Genomic DNA, 17,136 nt, shown 5'->3' on the forward strand with positions numbered 1-17,136 from the left:
ATCGATCTTTTATTTCGGTATAATCGGTATTGAAAGTTCTTCGAGTAACCAAGTGCGAGTATTGTTTTTTAACACTGTAACACTATAATTGTTCTCTATTGTATATCCTGTCCACTTTTCAAGTTTGCTAATGGCATAACTATCTGTTGATAATGATAAAAGATCTATCAAATGATCCTTTCCCTGAGCAGTTAACGTGAGGGCATCACAGTAAGGTGTATTGTTATACATGGCTGCTGTCCATGGATCTTTACTACCGTAGAAGTGGATTATATTATTGCCTTCTTGGTCAAGCCAGTTAATGACATTTTGCACGGGTTTAGAGTTAAAATCATAAGTGTTTTCGCTTTGGTTTTTATAGTATTTAAGTAAATCTGATAATTGCTCGTATTCAGCATATAAAGGGTAACCAAGTTGAGTTCTTGATTGATAAAGATATGGGTCGTATTTAAGATCGTGTAAGGTTGAATATGTATCTAAGAAATAGGTTTCCGAAAGAAATTTGAAAACAATTTCAGCATTGTCTTCTATTGTAGGAGCGTCTAAAATTGAACTTTCATCTTTTCGCCAGTAAGATCTGTATTGCCAATAGGTGAAAGGATAACCTAAAGCAATTCCTTCAATAACTTTATCAGGTTCGCGGTCCATAACCAGGTTATGACTTTGATACCATTCTTCTAATAATGGCGATAATTCATCACGTTTTAGTAAAAGTAAACGCTGGAATTGCAGCATTTTATCATATTCCTCGGAGGTGTTGATATTCTTAATAAACTCATAGAATCGATCATCTTCTTCTTTCAAAGTCAAGGGGGCAACAAAAGACAATGTTGCATCTACATCTTCTGGGAAAAAGTATTTATGGTAGATACAAGTCATGCCACCTTTACTATATCCCATACTTATCCATTTACTTTTATAGGATTTCTTAAATATTTTCACCACCTGATGAAGATCTTTGGCGGCTTGCTCAATGTTTAGATATTTAGGGTCCTGCTTTGCAAAATCCTCACTGTAATTGCCATAATATCGGTGGTCTACTGCAAGAATATTGGGTTGACCCGATGTTTTATTATTTGAGAATGTAAAACGTGTTAAATCATAGTGTCTAATTTGACTTCTTCCATATCCACTTGGCATAAAAATAATGGGTAATTTATAATTTCGGTGAAGTAGAGAGCCATTTTGTATTAAATAATGACCATTTGGGTTGTTGTGATCTAACGGTTGTTTAATTGTAAATTTAATAAGTTGTTCTCCATTTTCTAACTCTTTAGTTTCAGTAATTGTGAATTCTTTTTGCTGTTCAAGAATGGTAGTAATTGAAGGTGAAATATCATCTTTTTCACATGCGAATAGAATAACTGATGCAAGGATCAGGTAAAACGTAGTTCTTTTCATATTAGGTTTGGTTTAATTTTACGATGTTTTTGCAAGCAAAAAATACGCCAAACTAATATGTTTGTAATTTGATAATTAGTTTTTTGAGACTTTTTCGTTACGGCAAATACTCAAAATCAATCTTCTTCATTGAATTGAACAGATTGATGCGTGCTTTGGGGTTAATGTTGGTCATTTGCTCAACGATATCACGCGCTTTCTGACGAATGGTATGGTCCTCGTAAGGACACTCTTGTTTGAGTGATTGGAAGTTCATTAACCGGGCATATTCCTTCATTTCTGCATTGGTTAATAAGATTAAAGGGCGTATAACCTCAAGTTTATTTTCAAACATGCTCAATTGAGCTGGAATGGAGGAAATGTTGGCATGTTGCGCCATGTTCATTACCAGTGTTTCTACAGCATCATCTAAATGATGGCCAAATGCCAGTTTTTTAATGCCCAAAGCATGTGTTAGTTGGAATAGTTCTTTTCGACGATTACGTGAGCAGGCAAAGCAAGGTTTTTTCTTGCCTGCTGATTCCAGATTAGCGCGTGTTTTAACCAGATGAAGCGTTACATCCAATTCGTTGCAGAATCTTTGTAACCATTCGGTATCTATTTGATAAGGTACATCTTCGGTAATAATGTGTGCTGCGTGAATGTTGTAATGAATAGGCATACCTTTTCGACGCGACGATAAAATCTCCAACAAGGCCAAACTGTCTTTCCCGCCAGAGACGGCTACCATCACCGTATCATCAGCACCTATCATTTGATATTGGTTAATGGCTTTGCCAGCTGTTTGACGCACTTTCTGTACAAAGGCTTGTTCTTGTTTTGTAAGTTTATGACGCATGCGACAAAGATAATTCATAAAAAGGAATTAACTTGATGGGAATTAAGCACTGAAAGCAATATCAATGAATAAGGTTTCCAATAAAAAACCACTTGTCGACAAAAAATATCGGCTTCAAAAGTTTGAAGGGAAAGGCGGCTGGACATATGCCGAGATACTCGAAATAGAACCGGATAAACATTCATGGTTTAACTGGATAAAAGTGCATGGTTTTATTGATGAATGCGAAATAAAACATGCGCGCCTGATGCCCATAGGTAATGGAAATATGATGTTGCCAGTAAAGGCAGCTATTCGAAAAGCGATAGGTAAGCAAGCTGGCGATATAGTACATATAAAACTTTACCCGGATAATTTACCGACCGATATTCCCCAGGACATTATCGAGTGTTTTGAGATGGAGGATGGCCGGTTAGTTGAAGCATTTAATCAAGAAACGGCCAACCAACAACAGGAGATCGTTACTTGGATTTATGAGGCCAAAAAAGAAGATACTAAAGCCAGACGCATCGTTAAGTTGATGGATTATTTAAAAGACAAGTACCTAAAATAAATAGTATGGAACTGCAACTAGTTAAAGGAGATATTACTCAAATGCACGTGGATGCAATTGTTAATGCAGCCAACTCTGGCTTGATGGGTGGAGGTGGCGTTGATGGTGCCATACACAGAGCCGGAGGTCCTGAAATTATGAATGAATGTAGTTTAATTCGTGAGCAAGAGGGAGGTTGCCCAACCGGAGAAGCTGTTATGACAACTGGCGGTTTATTGCCGGTCAAAAAACTGATACATACGGTTGGTCCCATATGGAAGGGTGGAAATAATGGAGAAAAAGATAAACTGACCGCCTGTTACATTAATTCATTAAAGTTGGCCGAGTCTCAACATCTTCAAACAATAGCATTCCCAAATATAAGCACGGGCGTATACGGTTACCCAAAAGAAGAAGCAGCTCAAGTAGCTATCAATGCGGTAAAGAGTTTTAAAAGTAAAGTGCTTACAAAGGTTGTGTTTGTTTGTTACGATGATGAAAACTACCAGTTTTATCAGCAATTTCTGTCTGAATAAAATTTTTTCACTGCTTATTTTAACCTTTTTACTTTTCACTCATCTTTTAAGTAAAGAACCTGAATTTTGAGTCAATCGATTAATCTGACTGAGCAAATAATTGAGCGTTGTAAGTGTGGTGATGAACGTGCTCGTTACGCACTTTATCAGCAATATGTGAAGCCAATGTATAATGTGGCCTATCGTATTTTGGGTAATCAGTTTGATGCCGAAGATGTGGTTCAGGATGCTTTTGTAAAGGCATTTAAAAAGATTAATACATTAAAGGAGTTTAAGGCTTTAACTTCCTGGCTGAAGCAGATTGTGGTCAATGAGGCTATTAGTTTGGTTCGGAAACAAAAGAAAATGCAACTGATTTCAGAATATGTAGATGAGGTGCCGGATGTTGAAGTGGAAGAAATGGCTGATGGGCTACCGATAAAACAAGTGATGAAAACAATTCAGGAATTGCCCGATGGGGCTCGCATTGTATTTACCTTGAGAGCAATAGAAGGTTATCGTTTTAATGAAGTAGCAGAGTTGACAGGTCAAACAGTTAATAATTGCAAAGTGCAGTTTCATCGAGCTAAAAAAATATTGAATAATCAACTAAAAACCATATTGTATGCCTGATAGTTGGGAAGAATATTTTGAAAAAAAGAGGGCAGAGCAAGATGTTTATGAGCCCGAGGTGCAACGCATGTGGCACAACATTGATAAAGAATTAAAGCGGCCTGCAATTCGTTGGAGAAGTTGGCTGTCAAAAGCTGCAATCGCTGTCGGAGTTATTTTTGCTGTTGGCTGGTTTGTACGGCACGAAATGATGATGCAGGCACAAATTAATAGCTTGGCAGCTATTAACAAGGAGTTGGCACAGCAGGAAACTAGCTACATCAATCAGGTTAATTTAAAATGGGATGAATTTAAGTCCATGCCTTCAGTTGATATTGAACTGGATAGAATGCTGTTAGATGAGTTGGCCTTATTGGATACGATATATAATAATGGATTAAATGATATTAAACAGCATGGTTACAATGAGCGCGCCGTGTTAATTATGCTGGATACCTATGAAAAACGTCTTCGAATTATTGAACGGTTGATTAGTGAAAAACGCAAAACTCAGAAAAATGAAAATAAATCTCAGCAAATCAGTATTTAAGGGGTATTTAATTGGTGTAATGTGTTTGGTTCTGTCCATCAATGTATTGGCACAGACTGCTGAACCTATTACCTATAGTAATGAAGTAAAATTGGGAGCTTCGCCGAATATCGAGCTTAATTTGTATGATATAACAGCCGAAGTATTGCCTAGTGAAAGTCAAAGCTTGAAAATTGAATTGGAGTATTTAGCCGACGGTAAGCCTGAAGAGCTCAAACGGCTAAAAGAAGCTATGCAATCGACGATTTTAACTTCTCTATCAGGTGGAAATGAAGTGAAAGTGGATTTGATGTTTCAGAGTAATTTCGATTTGGAAATTATGGGAATGAAATGGAGCAAGGTGACTTTTAAATCTAATAAGAAAGAGTCGATTAAACTCAAAGAATTCAAGGTGAAGCGTTGTCTGATTTGGTTGCCCAAAAATGCCAATATTGATTTAAACCTCAAGTATTCCAACTTAAAGTTTAATAATGATATTGTTGGGTCTTGTAAATTAGACTTATATGATTCGCATTTGCTTCTGAATAATGTATCGGAAACATTGATTGGCGAAGCTAAATATTCGTCTGTGAAAATGAGAAATAACAAACGCACAAGCATTAATTTATACGAATGTAAATTTAATGCGATTGAGTGCAGGGAGGTGAGGATAGATGCAAAATATACCGATGTTAATATTGACCAGGTTGAGCGATTAGACATAGAAACCTATGAAGGAAGTCTGGTTACACGAAGTGTTAATGATGCACAATTAACCAGTAAATACACCAGTCTTCAGTTCGATGATGTAACAAAACTTAATTTTTCGGCCTATGAAGGCGGGTTGGAGTTTAACAACATTGGAGAATTAGATTTAAATGCCAAATATCTCGAAATAAAAGGCGGGAATTTGAGCTCTCTGACAATGCGCGAGGGTTATGAGAATGAAATAAAGCTGAATACAATAACCACTATTGATTCAAAAGAAGGAAAGTATAACGAGTTTACTATTTCCAGGCTGGAGAAGAGCTGTATTGTATCTGGTTACGAAGAAGAGTTAGAAATAGAATTCGTAGGGAGTGATTTTGAAAAGATTGAACTCAAAGGAAAATACATCGAAGCCAATATGTCTCTGGAGAATGTAAAGGCTCATAAAATAACGGGCAATGTTCAATATCCTGATATAGATTTACCTGAAGAAAGATATACTATCAGAAGGAAAATTGGCGATAGTAATGAGCTTGAATTTTTGTACGAATTTGGCAATGTTGATGAATCTTCACCGATTATTAAAATTGAAGGTTACGAAATGGATCTTAAGATACAGCATTAGAATAAATGTGAAATAGCATCAGAAATGATGAATGGGATGGTTATTAAAATCATCCCTTTTTTTATTGTTTTGAAAAAAAGATCGAGATTTTTCTAAAAAATAGAGAAATCTAAAAGATAAAAATCAACCTACTACAGGTGAAAAAAGTAATGCTCTTATATAAAAAAGTAATGTTTGTTTTTCGATTGGCGTGTTTTTATTAGACTACTTGTCCGAAATTCTTTTAAAATAGTCAGATGAGTATATTGTAAGGTGTTGTTAGTTAAATGTATAGAGTGAGGTTTGTGCGATGATTTTTGCAACATTTTTCCTTTTTTTGCGTCTTGATATAAAGGATTAAAAATGGTGTAACATGAAGAGAATTTTCACATTATTGATTGTGTCGTTGGTGATTTTTGCATCGTGCAGCGACGATGAGCGGACAAAAGAAGAGTATAAGGCTTGGTTAGAAGAAACCTATGCCGAACTCAAGGGAGTTTCAGAAAGTGTTGAGTGTGTTAATATTGAAGAATGGTCAATTGTTGAGGTCGGGCAAAATGCGTGCGGTCATCCATTGCATTATTTACCAGTTCATCAAAGTGCCAATACCATTCTTTTCCAAAAGCAGGTAGAAGGTTATACAAAAACCTCAATCAGGTATGTTGAAAAATGGTATGCTGATGTCGACTGCACTCAAGAAACACCAATAGCTCCAAAGGGAATTGAGAGTGTTGATGGTAAAGCAGTTTTGGTATATGAGTAGCTTGTTTTTTTAGGTGGTTAGTATTATACTAGGGCGGACATTTTTTTTAAAAATGTCCGTTTTTATTTGTCATATATCCGCCGATGGGGAAGTTCCATGTATAATGTAATTATTTATCTCTTTCAGTTGTGCGTTTACATTTTATACCAAATGAATAACAAAATAATTGATAAGGCATTATTCTGGATGTCTGTGGAATTGTTATCATTAGTTATGTATCACAAATCCTTTTTTAAAGGAAAAATAAGATTTTTAAATATTAGTCTAACAGGTGACTAAGAGGATTTCTTGAATTATTTGAATTTTACGTGAAACTCTAATGATAAAGTTGCGTTAAAGATAAAAACATCCTAATATCATTAAAAGGATGTGCTAATTGGGAAATTTAAAAAGACTTTAATGAGTAAAGTGAGTTTCAGGACAAAACTGGTGCTAATCATTTTTGTTCCTATTTTTATGGCAACAGGTATTGCTGTTTACGTTGCTTCATCAATGTTAAAAAAGCAAGGGGTAGAAACGCTTGAGCGAAAGACAAAAGCCATTTTAAGTCGTATGGAAGCTGTGCGCTCCTATGTAGCAACACAATTTGATATGGAGGCAGAAGTTGATGAACTGAAGGCATTGCATCCAGATGGTGAGATATCAGCGGACGATAAAAAAGACTTGCTTAAAAAAGTGCCGATTTTCGCATCAATGGCCGTCGGTGAAAATGTAACAGGTGATGATAATTATACATTCCGCGTAGCCTCACTACACGCAAGAAATAGTGCTAATGCAGCCAATGAGATAGAGGCGGATCTCATTAAGCGATTTGAAACAGAACCGGCCTTAAAAGTGCTAACATATACACACGAAGAAACAAATGAATTGTGGGTAATGCGCCCAGTCCGCTTGTCCGAAGAGCAAGGATGTTTACTTTGTCATGGGCATCCCAATACCAGCCCCTGGAATAATGGTAAAGATATACTTGGTTACCCAATGGAAAACTACGATGATAACGATATTGTTGGTTTATTCATCATTAAGTCAAGTCTTGATGCTCACTCGAATGATGTTCAGGCTAATATTCGGGTAGCTATATATAAAATAATTCTAATCATGTTGTTTGTGTTGATGATTGTTTCTGCCATTAGTATTTATTTCATACGTAATACTAATTTTAAGATACGTGATATCATCAATGTAAATAAGAAAGTGGCCAGCGGGGATTTAACCCAGCAGTATAATGATAAAGGGAATGATGAATTTTCAGAGATTGGCGGCAATCTTAACCTGATGATAGGCTCGATTCGTTCGGTAATTAAATCGGTTAATGAAACCACTCAGGTACTTAATGGGGAGAGCAGAAAGACACGTAATATATCCAAACAACTGGCAGAATCAACCAATTCGCAAGCTGCTTCAGTGGAGGAAATTTCTGTTTCGATGGAAGAAATGACTGCCACTATAGAATCAAATAGTCAACATGCTTCATTGACGGAACAGATTGCTAAAACATCTGCCAAGGAAATCAAGTCAGGAAACGATTCGTCAAACCAGGCCATTGATTCTATGAACTCTATTCGGAAAGAATTGACCTCGATAGAAGAAATTACGCAACAAACCAATATTTTATCGTTAAATGCCTCGGTTGAAGCAGCAAGGGCTGGAGAATATGGCAGTGGGTTTGCTGTTGTGGCAGCTGAAGTGCGTAAATTAGCTGACCGAAGTAAAGAATCTGCAAACACGATTAATAAACGATTCTCCGAAGGAATGGTAGTTGTTGGCAACACAGCAGGAAAGTTATCTGAATTAGTACCCGAAATCAATAAGACATCTGATTTATTGGCTGAAATTGTTTCTTCAAGTGAAGAGCAACGTACCGCTGTCACTGAAATTAATAATGCTATTCAGGGACTTAATAATTCGACTCAATCCAATGCGCAGATAGCCGAAAACATGTCGGAGAGAGCCAATGAGTTAAGTGCATATTCAGAAGAGCTTCACGAGCGGATCTCCTTTTTTAAATATGATGAATAAACATTAAAACCGTACTATTTTATATTGAAGATGTAACATATGTATTATGTTTATATTCGCTTATAAAGCTCAATCAATGATTTAGGTCGGTTAGTCAAATACCACGTACCTTTGCATGACATGTGTGTAATTATTTACGATATTACATCGTTGTTATTGTTAATAATTACGCACATGAAAGGATTGCAGAAACTATATTATAAAATTCCATTTGAGTATCGACTATCGGCCATTTATCTGGTCTTGGGTGCGCTTTGGATTTTATTCTCAGACAATGTGGCTGCTAAATTATCTGAGAATGAGGCAATGCTCACGCTCATCCAACATTATAAAGGGTGGTTTTATGTGCTTGCTACAGCCGTTTTACTTTTCTTTTTAAGCAAAACACATTTAAAACGCTTGCGCAAAGCCGAAAGTCTGGCGCGAGAAAATGAGAAGTTAAAAACGGCTTTTATCGAAAATATTTCACACGAACTGCGCACGCCAATGAATGCCATTGTGGGATTTACTGAAATAGCCCAAACAGAAGGCGTTAGTCCGGATGAAACGAAGCAATACCTTGAGATTATCCTGAATAGTTCGAAGCAATTATTATCAATTGTTAATGACGTAATGGACACTTCATTACTTGAGTCGGGTAATAGTTATGTACATAATGAGCAGTTTGCCATATGCCAGTTAATGGATAATGTACAAGCTTATTTTGAGCCACTAATGAAAGAAAATGTTAAGCTTGAGATAAAGAGGGAAGGTGTGGATTTATCAATCTATACAGATAAAGAAAAGCTGACGCGTGTGTTTCATAATCTGGTGAATAATGCTATTAAATTCACGCATAAAGGGTGTATTCAGTTTGGTTATCAAATAGATAAAAATGACATTGTTTTCTTTGTGAAAGATACGGGTATTGGCATTCGACCAGAGCTACACCAAACCATTTTTGAGCGTTTTAAGCAGGCCGAGATTGAGCTGGCAAATCGCACTGGCGGAACAGGTCTGGGTTTGTCCATTTGTAAAGAAATGTTGAAGCTATTGGGTGGTAAAATATGGCTCGAATCGGAATCGGGAAAAGGCTCTAACTTTTATTTTTCAATGCCGATAGAGAAAGTAAGCGCCTGATTTATTTTACTTTTCTGTTTAGTTCCAGGTTTTCACCTTTTACCTTATAGCCTACCACTTCGCCATTGTCGTTGTAGTACTTTTGCATTTTAACCGATTCTTTCGACAAGAAATTCATCACTTTCACACCGCCTTCAAGCAGGGCAAATGAAATAGAAGGATTGCTGCTTTCGTCCACTTCTATTTTTCGGTAAATAGATGCCAGCTCCTCACGTAACAGGTTGTTATTCATGTATTGAGGCATCATCACATTTAAACCATGTTCGTAGGCATTAATTTTATGATTGTTCAATGGCTTTATATGACCAATACTTGCCAAATAATTAGCATTTTTTGTTGATGCCGGTTTTTGTTTTGCAGCGCTTTCTTTTTTCAGTTCCATCGGATCATTAGCTAATTTTAATAAGCTGTCTTTCGATGGCTGTTTTTCATCTGGTAATGGCTTTTCTAATATTTTGCTTTCGGCTACAATTGGTTTTTCTAATTCATCTACATGAGAAGTTACAGTATTTGCCACTTGAGGCGTGCTAATATCAGGTGTTTCAGTTATAAACCAAACAGAAGCAAATACGGCGATAATGGCAGCGGCTGCAATGCTTCTTCTGATGACATATTGCTTAAATACTGGAAACAAGGCAAAACGACGTAGTTTTGATTTATCATCATACAAAACAGTCGTATCTGACCTAAGAATTGTTTTTTGATAATCTAAACTTATTTTTTCTTGTTTATGCTTATTGGGCTCAATGAGTAATAATTCAGACTGCTCAGTTTTGCTTAAGCCTTCTTCCTGTTTTTTGATGAAGAGATAATCGCTAACAGGCAAGTCGTAAACATCTGCTTCGTGTTTTAATAACTGTTCCTTAAAGTCATCTGCCAATTGGGCTTTAGGGTTTAAACACAGGCTAATATCGGTATCAAGCTCGGATTTTAGTTGAGGGTTTAAATCAAAAAATAACAATAAAGCTTCCCTGTCCTGCGTGGAAATGCTTCCCTCAAGATAGTCTAACAGATAGGCTTCGTAATTACTTTTATTAATCATCATCAAACTAAAACTTCTATTTTACCAATGTATTCTTTCAAAAATTTTCGGGCCCTAAAGATGTAAACTTTCACCTGGGCTTCGTTTAAGCCACAAATTTCACCAATTTCCTTGTACGAATAACCTTCATAATCGCGCATCATCACAACCATACGCTGCGTTTCGGGCAAGCGTTCAATGGCTTTGTGCAATACTTCGTTCAGGTCGCTGTAGCCTTCGGAGTGTGAATGGTTTTTAAAGTCAACTTCATCCCATTGGGCTTGTTTTTTCTCACGACGAGTCAGGTCAATCAGCGTGTGGTAGGCGGCAGAAAACAAATAACTTTTCACTTTTTGAAAATTAACCTCCGCATGTTTCTTCCACAATTTCTCATACGTATCCTGAATGATGTCTTTCGCTTTGTCTTCGTCCTTAATGTTTTTAAGAACAAAGCGGTAAACACCATCAGAATAGAGATTTACGGCTTGGTTAAATTCTTCTACAGTCATAGATTTTTGCCAATTGACAGTTATAGGACGCGCTGGTTTATTGAGATGTTACAGGATATTTTCATTTTTTTTAGTTCAGAGTTAAGTCTTTGATATTAGATCTCTCATCGAAAATCAAATATCCTTTCAACGTTGTTTGATCTTAAATTGCCGATAGCCATAAAACGGAATGTCGCTCACCATAAACGTATCAACTCTTGATAGTTGAGGTCCTTGTTTGCATTCCACTAAAAAATGATGCAGGTTTTCGCTTTCGCCTTCAGCATCAATCTCCACTTTGCCATCGGGCAGGTTTTGTACATAACCATTAATGTTATGCGTTCGGGCACCATTAGCCACAAAATAGCGAAATCCAACTCCCTGAACTCTTCCATCAACAATAATCCGAACTCGTTTCATTTTTTAAGATTTAAGACACAAGACTTAAGATAAAAGATGGGCGGAACACGACTAGCTGTCTATTGTCTTATGTCTTTCATCTTTTGGTCTATGCTATAATTATCTAAAATTATAAAACTATCGTTGAGATGGAAAGTGTATCTTTGCGAATATTTAAATCCAACTTCCGAATTATCCATAATTACATCGATAACATCTGTTCTACTTAACAATTTATTCGTAATGGAATTAATACAAACCAGCTATTTTGCTTTATTCGTTATTATTTGTCTTGGCTTTATTATTGGAAACCTAAAGGTTAAGGGTGTGTCGCTCGACATATCTGCCATCATTTTTGTGGCTTTGGTTTTCGGGCACTTCGGTATTGTGATGCCAAGTATTCTTGAAAAAATTGGACTTATTTTATTTATCTATACCATTGGTGTTCAGGCAGGTCCTGGTTTCTTTGATTCGTTTCAGAAGAATGGACGTAATTTAGCTTTGCTGGCAACTGTGGTAATTATTTCAGCCTCTGTAATGGCTTATATCCTGTATTATGCATTTGGATTGGATATGCCAATTGTGACAGGTCTGTTAACGGGTGCATTGACTTCGACTCCTGGTTTGGCAGCAGCTATTGAAACGACTAATTCGCCTTTGGTGTCCATTGGCTATGGTGTGGCCTATCCCTTCGGCGTCATAGGTGTTATATTGTTTGCCAAGTTCTATCCTAAAATTATAAAAGCCGATATTAAAAAGGCAGAGAAGGATTATGAAAAAAGTGCCGAATCGGGTTTTCCTGAAATAATGCACCGCAACCTAATGGTTGAGAACGAAAATGTCATTGGCAAAACAATTGGTCATCTCCGCGTCCGTTCTATGACACAAGCGGTTATTTCGCGAGTGATGCACGATGGTTGTACAACAACGCCCAATATAAATACTGTATTAAGCAAAGGTGATTTAGTGCGAGCGGTTGGAACAAAAGATGCTTTGGAGAAAATAGCAATGTTAATTGGTTCAGAAACCAAAGAGGAAATCCCATTGGATGCCGGTTATGAAGTACAATCCATATTGGTAACCAATACCGAGGCTGTCAACAAAGCATTAAGCGTATTCAATTTATGGACCAATTACCAGGCTACAGTAACCCGCATTCGACGAAGTGGAATCGATATCACACCATCACCATCGGTTAAGTTGCAGATGGGTGATAAAGTGATGGTGGCCTGTAGCCGCGAGAACATGAAGCAGGTCATTCGCATTTTTGGTAACAATGATAAAAAGTTATCCGATACGGATTTTTTCCCTGTTGCTGCGGGAATTGTTTTGGGCGTATTGTTTGGCAAGATGTCCTTATCATTTGGTGGTTCATTCTCGTTTAGCCTGGGTTTAACAGGAGGGGTGTTAGCTGTTTCCATGATATTGGCTCGTATTGGACGTACAGGGCCTGTTATTTGGAGTATGTCAGGTGCAGCCAATCAACTGCTTCGTCAGTTGGGTTTAATGCTATTCTTGGCCTCTGTAGGAACAAAAGCTGGTGCAACATTGGTGGATACTTATAATAATTATGGTGCACAATTATTTGTTGTAGGAGGTATCTTAACCCTATTTCCGATGATGATGGCAGTTGTGGCCGCTTATTTTATGAAGTCACTAAATATTCTGACCTTGCTTGGAACAATTACGGGCTCTATGACCAGTACACCCGGATTAGCAGCAGTTGATAGTATGACTGATAGTAATGCTGCAGCAATTGCTTATGCAACCGTTTATCCGGTGGCAATGGTATTGTTGGTTATTTGTGTGCAGATACTTGGGTTTATTTAATGCGGTTTTCAGTAATCAAAATAGGGTAGTAATTGTTATCTTTTCAAAGAAGTTTAATTATTAACCTATAACTATGAAATTAACCAAACTCAAAACACTTGTTCTATTAACAGCAGCTTTTGTTTCAGCCAGTTTGATGGGGCAAAATCCAAGGAGTTCAGGAGGAACCTTACAGCAAACTTATAAGTGGGAAGAACCTGCAAAAAAACCTGTAACAACAAGGCCTCGAATTGAATTAACACCCATTTATGGTTATTCATTAAATGGACATATCAATCTGTATCGGGCTAAATTCAAGATGGACAATTCGGATCATTTTGGAGGAATACTATCGGTTGCACTTTCGTCGGGTACTTTGGCCGAATTTTCGTATACGAGAGCCAAAACCAGTGCCCGTTTTGAAGACTTTCTGACCGGGGAACGCACCAATTATGATATGGCCATTGACTATTTCCAGTTGGGAACAGTTAGGGAGCTAAACGATGGCCCTTTGGTTCCATTTGGAATGGCATCATTGGGTATTACCTGGTTTAATATGACGACGCATGGTGTTTCCGATCATGTATCGTTTTCGGCTGCTTTAGGAGGCGGTATTAAGTACTATTTTAGTGACAGAATTGGTATCCGCCTGCAAGGACGATTGTTGTTACCAATGTATTTTTCAGGAGGCGGACTGTTTGTTGGGATAGGTTCGGGTGGTACGAGTTCGGGTGCTAGTGTTAGCACTGGAGTTTTAACTGTTCAGGGTGACTTTTCCGGTGGGTTGATATTCAGATTTTAGATAATAAGACAAAAACAAGGGCCGTTCTATTAATAGAGAACGGCCCTTGTTTTTTTTAATATCGTTTTATCTCTTGTGTAATCCACACTCTTTGGTATCCGGGTTTTCCCACCACCAGCGGCCGGCTCTCACGTCTTCACCTTCCATAATGGCACGTGTGCATGGCTGGCAACCAATGCTTGGGTAATCTTTGTCGTGCAGCGTATTATATGGAATGCCTTTTTCTTTGATGTAATCCCAAACTTTTTCTTCGCTCCAATCAGCTAGCGGATTAACTTTAATCATATTGTTATTTGCATCCCATTCCACTTTCTGAATATCTGTTCGGGTCACCGATTGTTCGGCTCTTAAACCGCAAATCCAAACATCTAACTTTTTAAAAGCACGCTGAAGAGGTTCAATTTTTCTATTAAAACAACATTCTTTACGATTTACCACGCTATCGAAAAACAGATTAATGCCTTTAGCATTGACCATTTTTTCCACCTTCTTCTTCTTTGGGAAATATACTTTCAGGTTCTTCTTGTATTTTTTAGAGGTGCGGTCAATTAAATCATACGTTTCCGGAAATAAACGACCGGTATCAAGGGTGAAAATAGTGGTATCCGGATTAATGTTTACTACCATTTCGGTCAGCACCTGATCTTCGGCACCAAGGCTAGAGGCTAGCCCTATTTTATCGCCAAAACGTTCAATGAAGTAGGTTAATATTTCTTGCGGTGTTGAGTTGGCAAACTGCTCGTTCAACTGCTTGATTTCTTCTGCTTGCATAATCCAATGTTTTGCGCAAATATAACAATTATAATAGTTTATAAATGACACTTAATATTGAGGTGTTGATTTTATAGAATGAAACAAAAAAACAGCAACTGGAATTGATACTTCTTCCTGTTGCTGCTACTATTTTGTAGTACTCATTCTAACGTTTTCTTTGCCTATCGACCTATCCAAAGCATACACCCATGCTTCGGCCCTGATCAATCAGGTAATGGTCAGGATTAACCAGTCTTAGTTTGCCACCAACGTCTTCTAAAGGAACAGAAGTAATAACATCGTTTTTAAGTGATACCATGGTGCCATATTCGCCACGGTGTATTAATTCGGCAGCGTGTGCCCCGTAGCGGGTTGCTAAAATGCGGTCTTGAGGGCTTGGTGTTCCGCCACGTTGAATGTAACCCAAAATGGTTTCACGCGTTTCCATGCCGGTCATTTTTTGTATTTTACGACCAATATAACTGGCTGCTGATTTCTTTTTAGGTTTTTCAATTCCTTCTGCCACCACAACAATGGAGTAGGGTTTACCAACTTTACTTCTCTCCATCAGGCAGTTGCAAACATTGTCGAGGTCAAAGTCCAATTCGGGCAACAGAATAACGTCACCACCAGCAGCAATGCCTGAGTGCAAGGTAATCCAGCCCGCGTTGTGTCCCATCAGTTCAATCACCATCACGCGCTTATGTGAGTTAGCTGTTGTATGAAGGCGGTCAATGGCTTCGGTGGCAATGTCCACCGCCGAGTCGAAACCAAATGTAACGTCGGTGCCATATACGTCATTATCGATGGTCTTTGGAATGCCGATAACATTAAGACCTTCCTGAGCTAGTAAATTAGCCGTTTTTTGTGTACCATTACCGCCAATACACACCAATGCATCTAAACCAAGCTTATCGTAATTTTCTTTGATGATTTGGGGCTTATTTTCTGTTTCGCCTTCTTCTTTTTTGAATGGTTTAAAGCGCGAAGTTCCCAAAATGGTACCTCCAACAGTGATAATACCCGAAAGGTCTTTCTCTTCCATATGGGTTGCTTCCATATCCATGAGGCCACTAAAACCATTGGCTATTCCAACCACTTCCATGCCATATTTAACAATGGCTGTTTTTCCAACACCTCTGATGGCCGCATTGATTCCGGGACAATCACCACCGGCTGATAAAATCCCAATTCTTTTTTTACCTGTTCCCATAGTATCTTGATTTATTAACTCTGTCTTTAGTAATGCAAGGAGTTTGATTTGTATACTTATTCAACTAAGCATGTAAATTACTGCTTTTATAGATAAAATCCATCCGGGTTAATTAAAGTTTCTTTATTCGTGGAAAACCAATAAAGGTATATCTGTATGAAACAATATTTTACGCGTAATGCTTGGGTGTAATATTTTTGAAATCATATTGCGCTTATGTCGAGTCATAGCTATCAGGTCAATCTGATTGGATTCGATAAAAGTATCCAAAGCGGAAATAAAATCATCTCCTGTAATAAAATCGAAGCTGATGTTATAGTTGCGGTAGGTTTGCTTACAATAAAGGCGCATCTCTTCCAGGCGTTTTTTATCCCATTTATCGGGCTGGGCAGCTTTAAAATGTGTTGCAAAAATATGGGTCTGAAACGGTGTGATTAAGCGAATGAGCTTGTGCAGAGAGCGATAATCATTATCGCCAAAATCAGTAACAAACAGAATGTTGCTAAGTTTGTCAGTATCAACCGTTGAATTGGCCGGAACAGCCAATACGGGTACTTTGGCATTTTTAATCACATCGCTGGTGATGCTTCCCAATAGTTCTTTAATGGTTTCGCCTTTGCTGCGTGTGCCCATTATTATAGCATCTGGTTCTTCCTGAATGCTAATCTCTACCAAAATATCTTCGGGATAACCAGTGACAATCCGAGAACTCAAGTTAATGTTTTGCTTTTGTTGTTCGTTAAAACCTGCTTCAATGGCCTTTTTAAACTCATCCAACTTAAGCTCCTTGTTGCCTGACTCTTCTTTGCTGATAATTGGATCTTTGCAGGTGATTAAGGTGATTGTTGATGGAATTTTTTGCCCCAATTTAATGGCATAGTTTACAGCGTTAACAGAGTAATCGGAATAATTGATAGGGACAAATAGACGTACCATAACCTGATAAATTTTACTGTGGTTAACACAAGTTACAAAAAAGGAACGGTTATGGAAATAAAAAAGCCGGCTTTA

The 17,136-nt window shown here is 37.6% G+C and carries 18 protein-coding genes; 10 read left to right on the forward strand and 8 right to left on the reverse strand.

Features of this window, described 5'->3' with window-relative positions; genetic code table 11:
- Positions 1 to 9 precede the first annotated feature (9 nt).
- Positions 10 to 1,401 carry a S28 family serine protease gene (locus J1N10_RS11780; RefSeq protein ID WP_262326908.1) on the reverse strand — a complete coding sequence of 464 codons (1,392 nt, stop codon included), beginning with the start codon at positions 1,399 to 1,401 and terminating at the stop codon, positions 10 to 12.
- Between the two features lie 97 nt (positions 1,402 to 1,498).
- Positions 1,499 to 2,257 (reverse strand): tRNA lysidine(34) synthetase, encoded by a 759-nt coding sequence (locus tag J1N10_RS11785; RefSeq protein WP_262326909.1) that lies wholly within the window; start codon positions 2,255 to 2,257, stop codon positions 1,499 to 1,501.
- 46 nt (positions 2,258 to 2,303) lie between these two features.
- On the opposite strand from J1N10_RS11785, the gene J1N10_RS11790 reads away from it, so the two are divergent.
- The 8 genes from J1N10_RS11790 to J1N10_RS11825 all read left to right on the forward strand — a co-directional run bounded on the left by J1N10_RS11790 (position 2,304) and on the right by J1N10_RS11825 (position 9,640).
- The gene (locus J1N10_RS11790) at positions 2,304 to 2,792 is read left to right on the forward strand and encodes a YdeI/OmpD-associated family protein (protein ID WP_262326910.1); all 489 of its coding nucleotides are present in this window, start codon (positions 2,304 to 2,306) and stop codon (positions 2,790 to 2,792) included.
- Between the two features lie 5 nt (positions 2,793 to 2,797).
- Positions 2,798 to 3,307: an O-acetyl-ADP-ribose deacetylase gene (locus J1N10_RS11795; RefSeq protein WP_262326911.1), complete on the forward strand. Its 510-nt coding sequence runs from the start codon at positions 2,798 to 2,800 to the stop codon at positions 3,305 to 3,307.
- Positions 3,308 to 3,373: 66 nt separating this feature from the next.
- On the forward strand, positions 3,374 to 3,919 hold the full coding sequence (locus tag J1N10_RS11800; protein WP_262326912.1) for an RNA polymerase sigma factor: 546 nt from the start codon (positions 3,374 to 3,376) through the stop codon (positions 3,917 to 3,919).
- A complete protein-coding gene (locus J1N10_RS11805; protein ID WP_262326913.1) occupies positions 3,912 to 4,448 on the forward strand; it encodes a hypothetical protein in 537 nt (178 codons plus the stop codon). The genes J1N10_RS11800 and J1N10_RS11805 overlap by 8 nt, the downstream gene beginning before the upstream one ends.
- Complete coding sequence (locus J1N10_RS11810) at positions 4,417 to 5,760, forward strand: hypothetical protein (protein WP_262326914.1); 1,344 nt, start codon at positions 4,417 to 4,419, stop codon at positions 5,758 to 5,760. Before J1N10_RS11805 ends, J1N10_RS11810 begins: the two co-directional genes overlap by 32 nt.
- A 352-nt stretch (positions 5,761 to 6,112) precedes the next feature.
- Positions 6,113 to 6,502, forward strand: a complete 390-nt coding sequence (locus J1N10_RS11815) for a hypothetical protein (protein ID WP_262326915.1) — start codon at positions 6,113 to 6,115, stop codon at positions 6,500 to 6,502.
- 399 nt (positions 6,503 to 6,901) lie between these two features.
- The gene (locus J1N10_RS11820; RefSeq protein WP_262326916.1) at positions 6,902 to 8,521 is read left to right on the forward strand and encodes a methyl-accepting chemotaxis protein; all 1,620 of its coding nucleotides are present in this window, start codon (positions 6,902 to 6,904) and stop codon (positions 8,519 to 8,521) included.
- A gap of 174 nt (positions 8,522 to 8,695) precedes the next feature.
- Positions 8,696 to 9,640: a sensor histidine kinase gene (locus J1N10_RS11825; protein WP_262326917.1), complete on the forward strand. Its 945-nt coding sequence runs from the start codon at positions 8,696 to 8,698 to the stop codon at positions 9,638 to 9,640.
- 1 nt (position 9,641) lies between these two features.
- Here the strand turns inward: J1N10_RS11825 and J1N10_RS11830 are convergent, their stop codons facing one another.
- The 3 genes from J1N10_RS11830 to J1N10_RS11840 all read right to left on the reverse strand — a co-directional run bounded on the left by J1N10_RS11830 (position 9,642) and on the right by J1N10_RS11840 (position 11,569).
- Positions 9,642 to 10,685 (reverse strand): hypothetical protein, encoded by a 1,044-nt coding sequence (locus J1N10_RS11830; protein ID WP_262326918.1) that lies wholly within the window; start codon positions 10,683 to 10,685, stop codon positions 9,642 to 9,644.
- The gene (locus J1N10_RS11835; protein ID WP_262326919.1) at positions 10,685 to 11,170 is read right to left on the reverse strand and encodes an RNA polymerase sigma factor; all 486 of its coding nucleotides are present in this window, start codon (positions 11,168 to 11,170) and stop codon (positions 10,685 to 10,687) included. The genes J1N10_RS11830 and J1N10_RS11835 overlap by 1 nt, the downstream gene beginning before the upstream one ends.
- A 126-nt stretch (positions 11,171 to 11,296) precedes the next feature.
- A complete protein-coding gene (locus tag J1N10_RS11840) occupies positions 11,297 to 11,569 on the reverse strand; it encodes an acylphosphatase (protein WP_262326920.1) in 273 nt (90 codons plus the stop codon).
- 222 nt (positions 11,570 to 11,791) lie between these two features.
- On the opposite strand from J1N10_RS11840, the gene J1N10_RS11845 reads away from it, so the two are divergent.
- Together J1N10_RS11845 and J1N10_RS11850 are read left to right on the forward strand one after the other, a co-directional pair.
- Entirely contained in the window at positions 11,792 to 13,378 is a 1,587-nt protein-coding gene (locus J1N10_RS11845) for an aspartate:alanine exchanger family transporter (RefSeq protein WP_262326921.1), read from the forward strand.
- Between the two features lie 73 nt (positions 13,379 to 13,451).
- Positions 13,452 to 14,159: a porin family protein gene (locus J1N10_RS11850; RefSeq protein WP_262326922.1), complete on the forward strand. Its 708-nt coding sequence runs from the start codon at positions 13,452 to 13,454 to the stop codon at positions 14,157 to 14,159.
- 66 nt (positions 14,160 to 14,225) lie between these two features.
- Here the strand turns inward: J1N10_RS11850 and J1N10_RS11855 are convergent, their stop codons facing one another.
- From J1N10_RS11855 to J1N10_RS11865, 3 genes are all read right to left on the reverse strand, one after another.
- Positions 14,226 to 14,930 carry a phosphoadenylyl-sulfate reductase gene (locus J1N10_RS11855; protein ID WP_262326923.1) on the reverse strand — a complete coding sequence of 235 codons (705 nt, stop codon included), beginning with the start codon at positions 14,928 to 14,930 and terminating at the stop codon, positions 14,226 to 14,228.
- A gap of 172 nt (positions 14,931 to 15,102) precedes the next feature.
- The gene (locus J1N10_RS11860) at positions 15,103 to 16,125 is read right to left on the reverse strand and encodes a 6-phosphofructokinase (protein ID WP_262326924.1); all 1,023 of its coding nucleotides are present in this window, start codon (positions 16,123 to 16,125) and stop codon (positions 15,103 to 15,105) included.
- Between the two features lie 123 nt (positions 16,126 to 16,248).
- Positions 16,249 to 17,061, reverse strand: coding sequence for a universal stress protein (locus J1N10_RS11865; protein WP_262326925.1), 813 nt, complete (start codon positions 17,059 to 17,061; stop codon positions 16,249 to 16,251).
- Positions 17,062 to 17,136 lie beyond the last annotated feature (75 nt).

The organism is Carboxylicivirga litoralis (assembly GCF_025499605.1).
Taxonomy (GTDB): Bacteria; Bacteroidota; Bacteroidia; order Bacteroidales; family Marinilabiliaceae; genus Carboxylicivirga; species Carboxylicivirga litoralis.

Bases quoted from the DNA above. Each gene is read 5' to 3' on its own strand.
- J1N10_RS11780 (WP_262326908.1), bottom strand. From the start codon at position 1,401: ATGAAAAGAACTACGTTTTACCTGATCCTTGCATCAGTTATTCTATTC.
- J1N10_RS11785 (WP_262326909.1), bottom strand. From the start codon at position 2,257: ATGAATTATCTTTGTCGCATGCGTCATAAACTTACAAAACAAGAACAA.
- J1N10_RS11790 (WP_262326910.1), top strand. From the start codon at position 2,304: ATGAATAAGGTTTCCAATAAAAAACCACTTGTCGACAAAAAATATCGG.
- J1N10_RS11795 (WP_262326911.1), top strand. From the start codon at position 2,798: ATGGAACTGCAACTAGTTAAAGGAGATATTACTCAAATGCACGTGGAT.
- J1N10_RS11805 (WP_262326913.1), top strand. From the start codon at position 3,912: ATGCCTGATAGTTGGGAAGAATATTTTGAAAAAAAGAGGGCAGAGCAA.
- J1N10_RS11810 (WP_262326914.1), top strand. From the start codon at position 4,417: ATGAAAATAAATCTCAGCAAATCAGTATTTAAGGGGTATTTAATTGGT.
- J1N10_RS11815 (WP_262326915.1), top strand. From the start codon at position 6,113: ATGAAGAGAATTTTCACATTATTGATTGTGTCGTTGGTGATTTTTGCA.
- J1N10_RS11820 (WP_262326916.1), top strand. From the start codon at position 6,902: ATGAGTAAAGTGAGTTTCAGGACAAAACTGGTGCTAATCATTTTTGTT.
- J1N10_RS11825 (WP_262326917.1), top strand. From the start codon at position 8,696: ATGAAAGGATTGCAGAAACTATATTATAAAATTCCATTTGAGTATCGA.
- J1N10_RS11830 (WP_262326918.1), bottom strand. From the start codon at position 10,685: ATGATGATTAATAAAAGTAATTACGAAGCCTATCTGTTAGACTATCTT.
- J1N10_RS11835 (WP_262326919.1), bottom strand. From the start codon at position 11,170: ATGACTGTAGAAGAATTTAACCAAGCCGTAAATCTCTATTCTGATGGT.
- J1N10_RS11840 (WP_262326920.1), bottom strand. From the start codon at position 11,569: ATGAAACGAGTTCGGATTATTGTTGATGGAAGAGTTCAGGGAGTTGGA.
- J1N10_RS11845 (WP_262326921.1), top strand. From the start codon at position 11,792: ATGGAATTAATACAAACCAGCTATTTTGCTTTATTCGTTATTATTTGT.
- J1N10_RS11850 (WP_262326922.1), top strand. From the start codon at position 13,452: ATGAAATTAACCAAACTCAAAACACTTGTTCTATTAACAGCAGCTTTT.
- J1N10_RS11855 (WP_262326923.1), bottom strand. From the start codon at position 14,930: ATGCAAGCAGAAGAAATCAAGCAGTTGAACGAGCAGTTTGCCAACTCA.
- J1N10_RS11860 (WP_262326924.1), bottom strand. From the start codon at position 16,125: ATGGGAACAGGTAAAAAAAGAATTGGGATTTTATCAGCCGGTGGTGAT.
- J1N10_RS11865 (WP_262326925.1), bottom strand. From the start codon at position 17,061: ATGGTACGTCTATTTGTCCCTATCAATTATTCCGATTACTCTGTTAAC.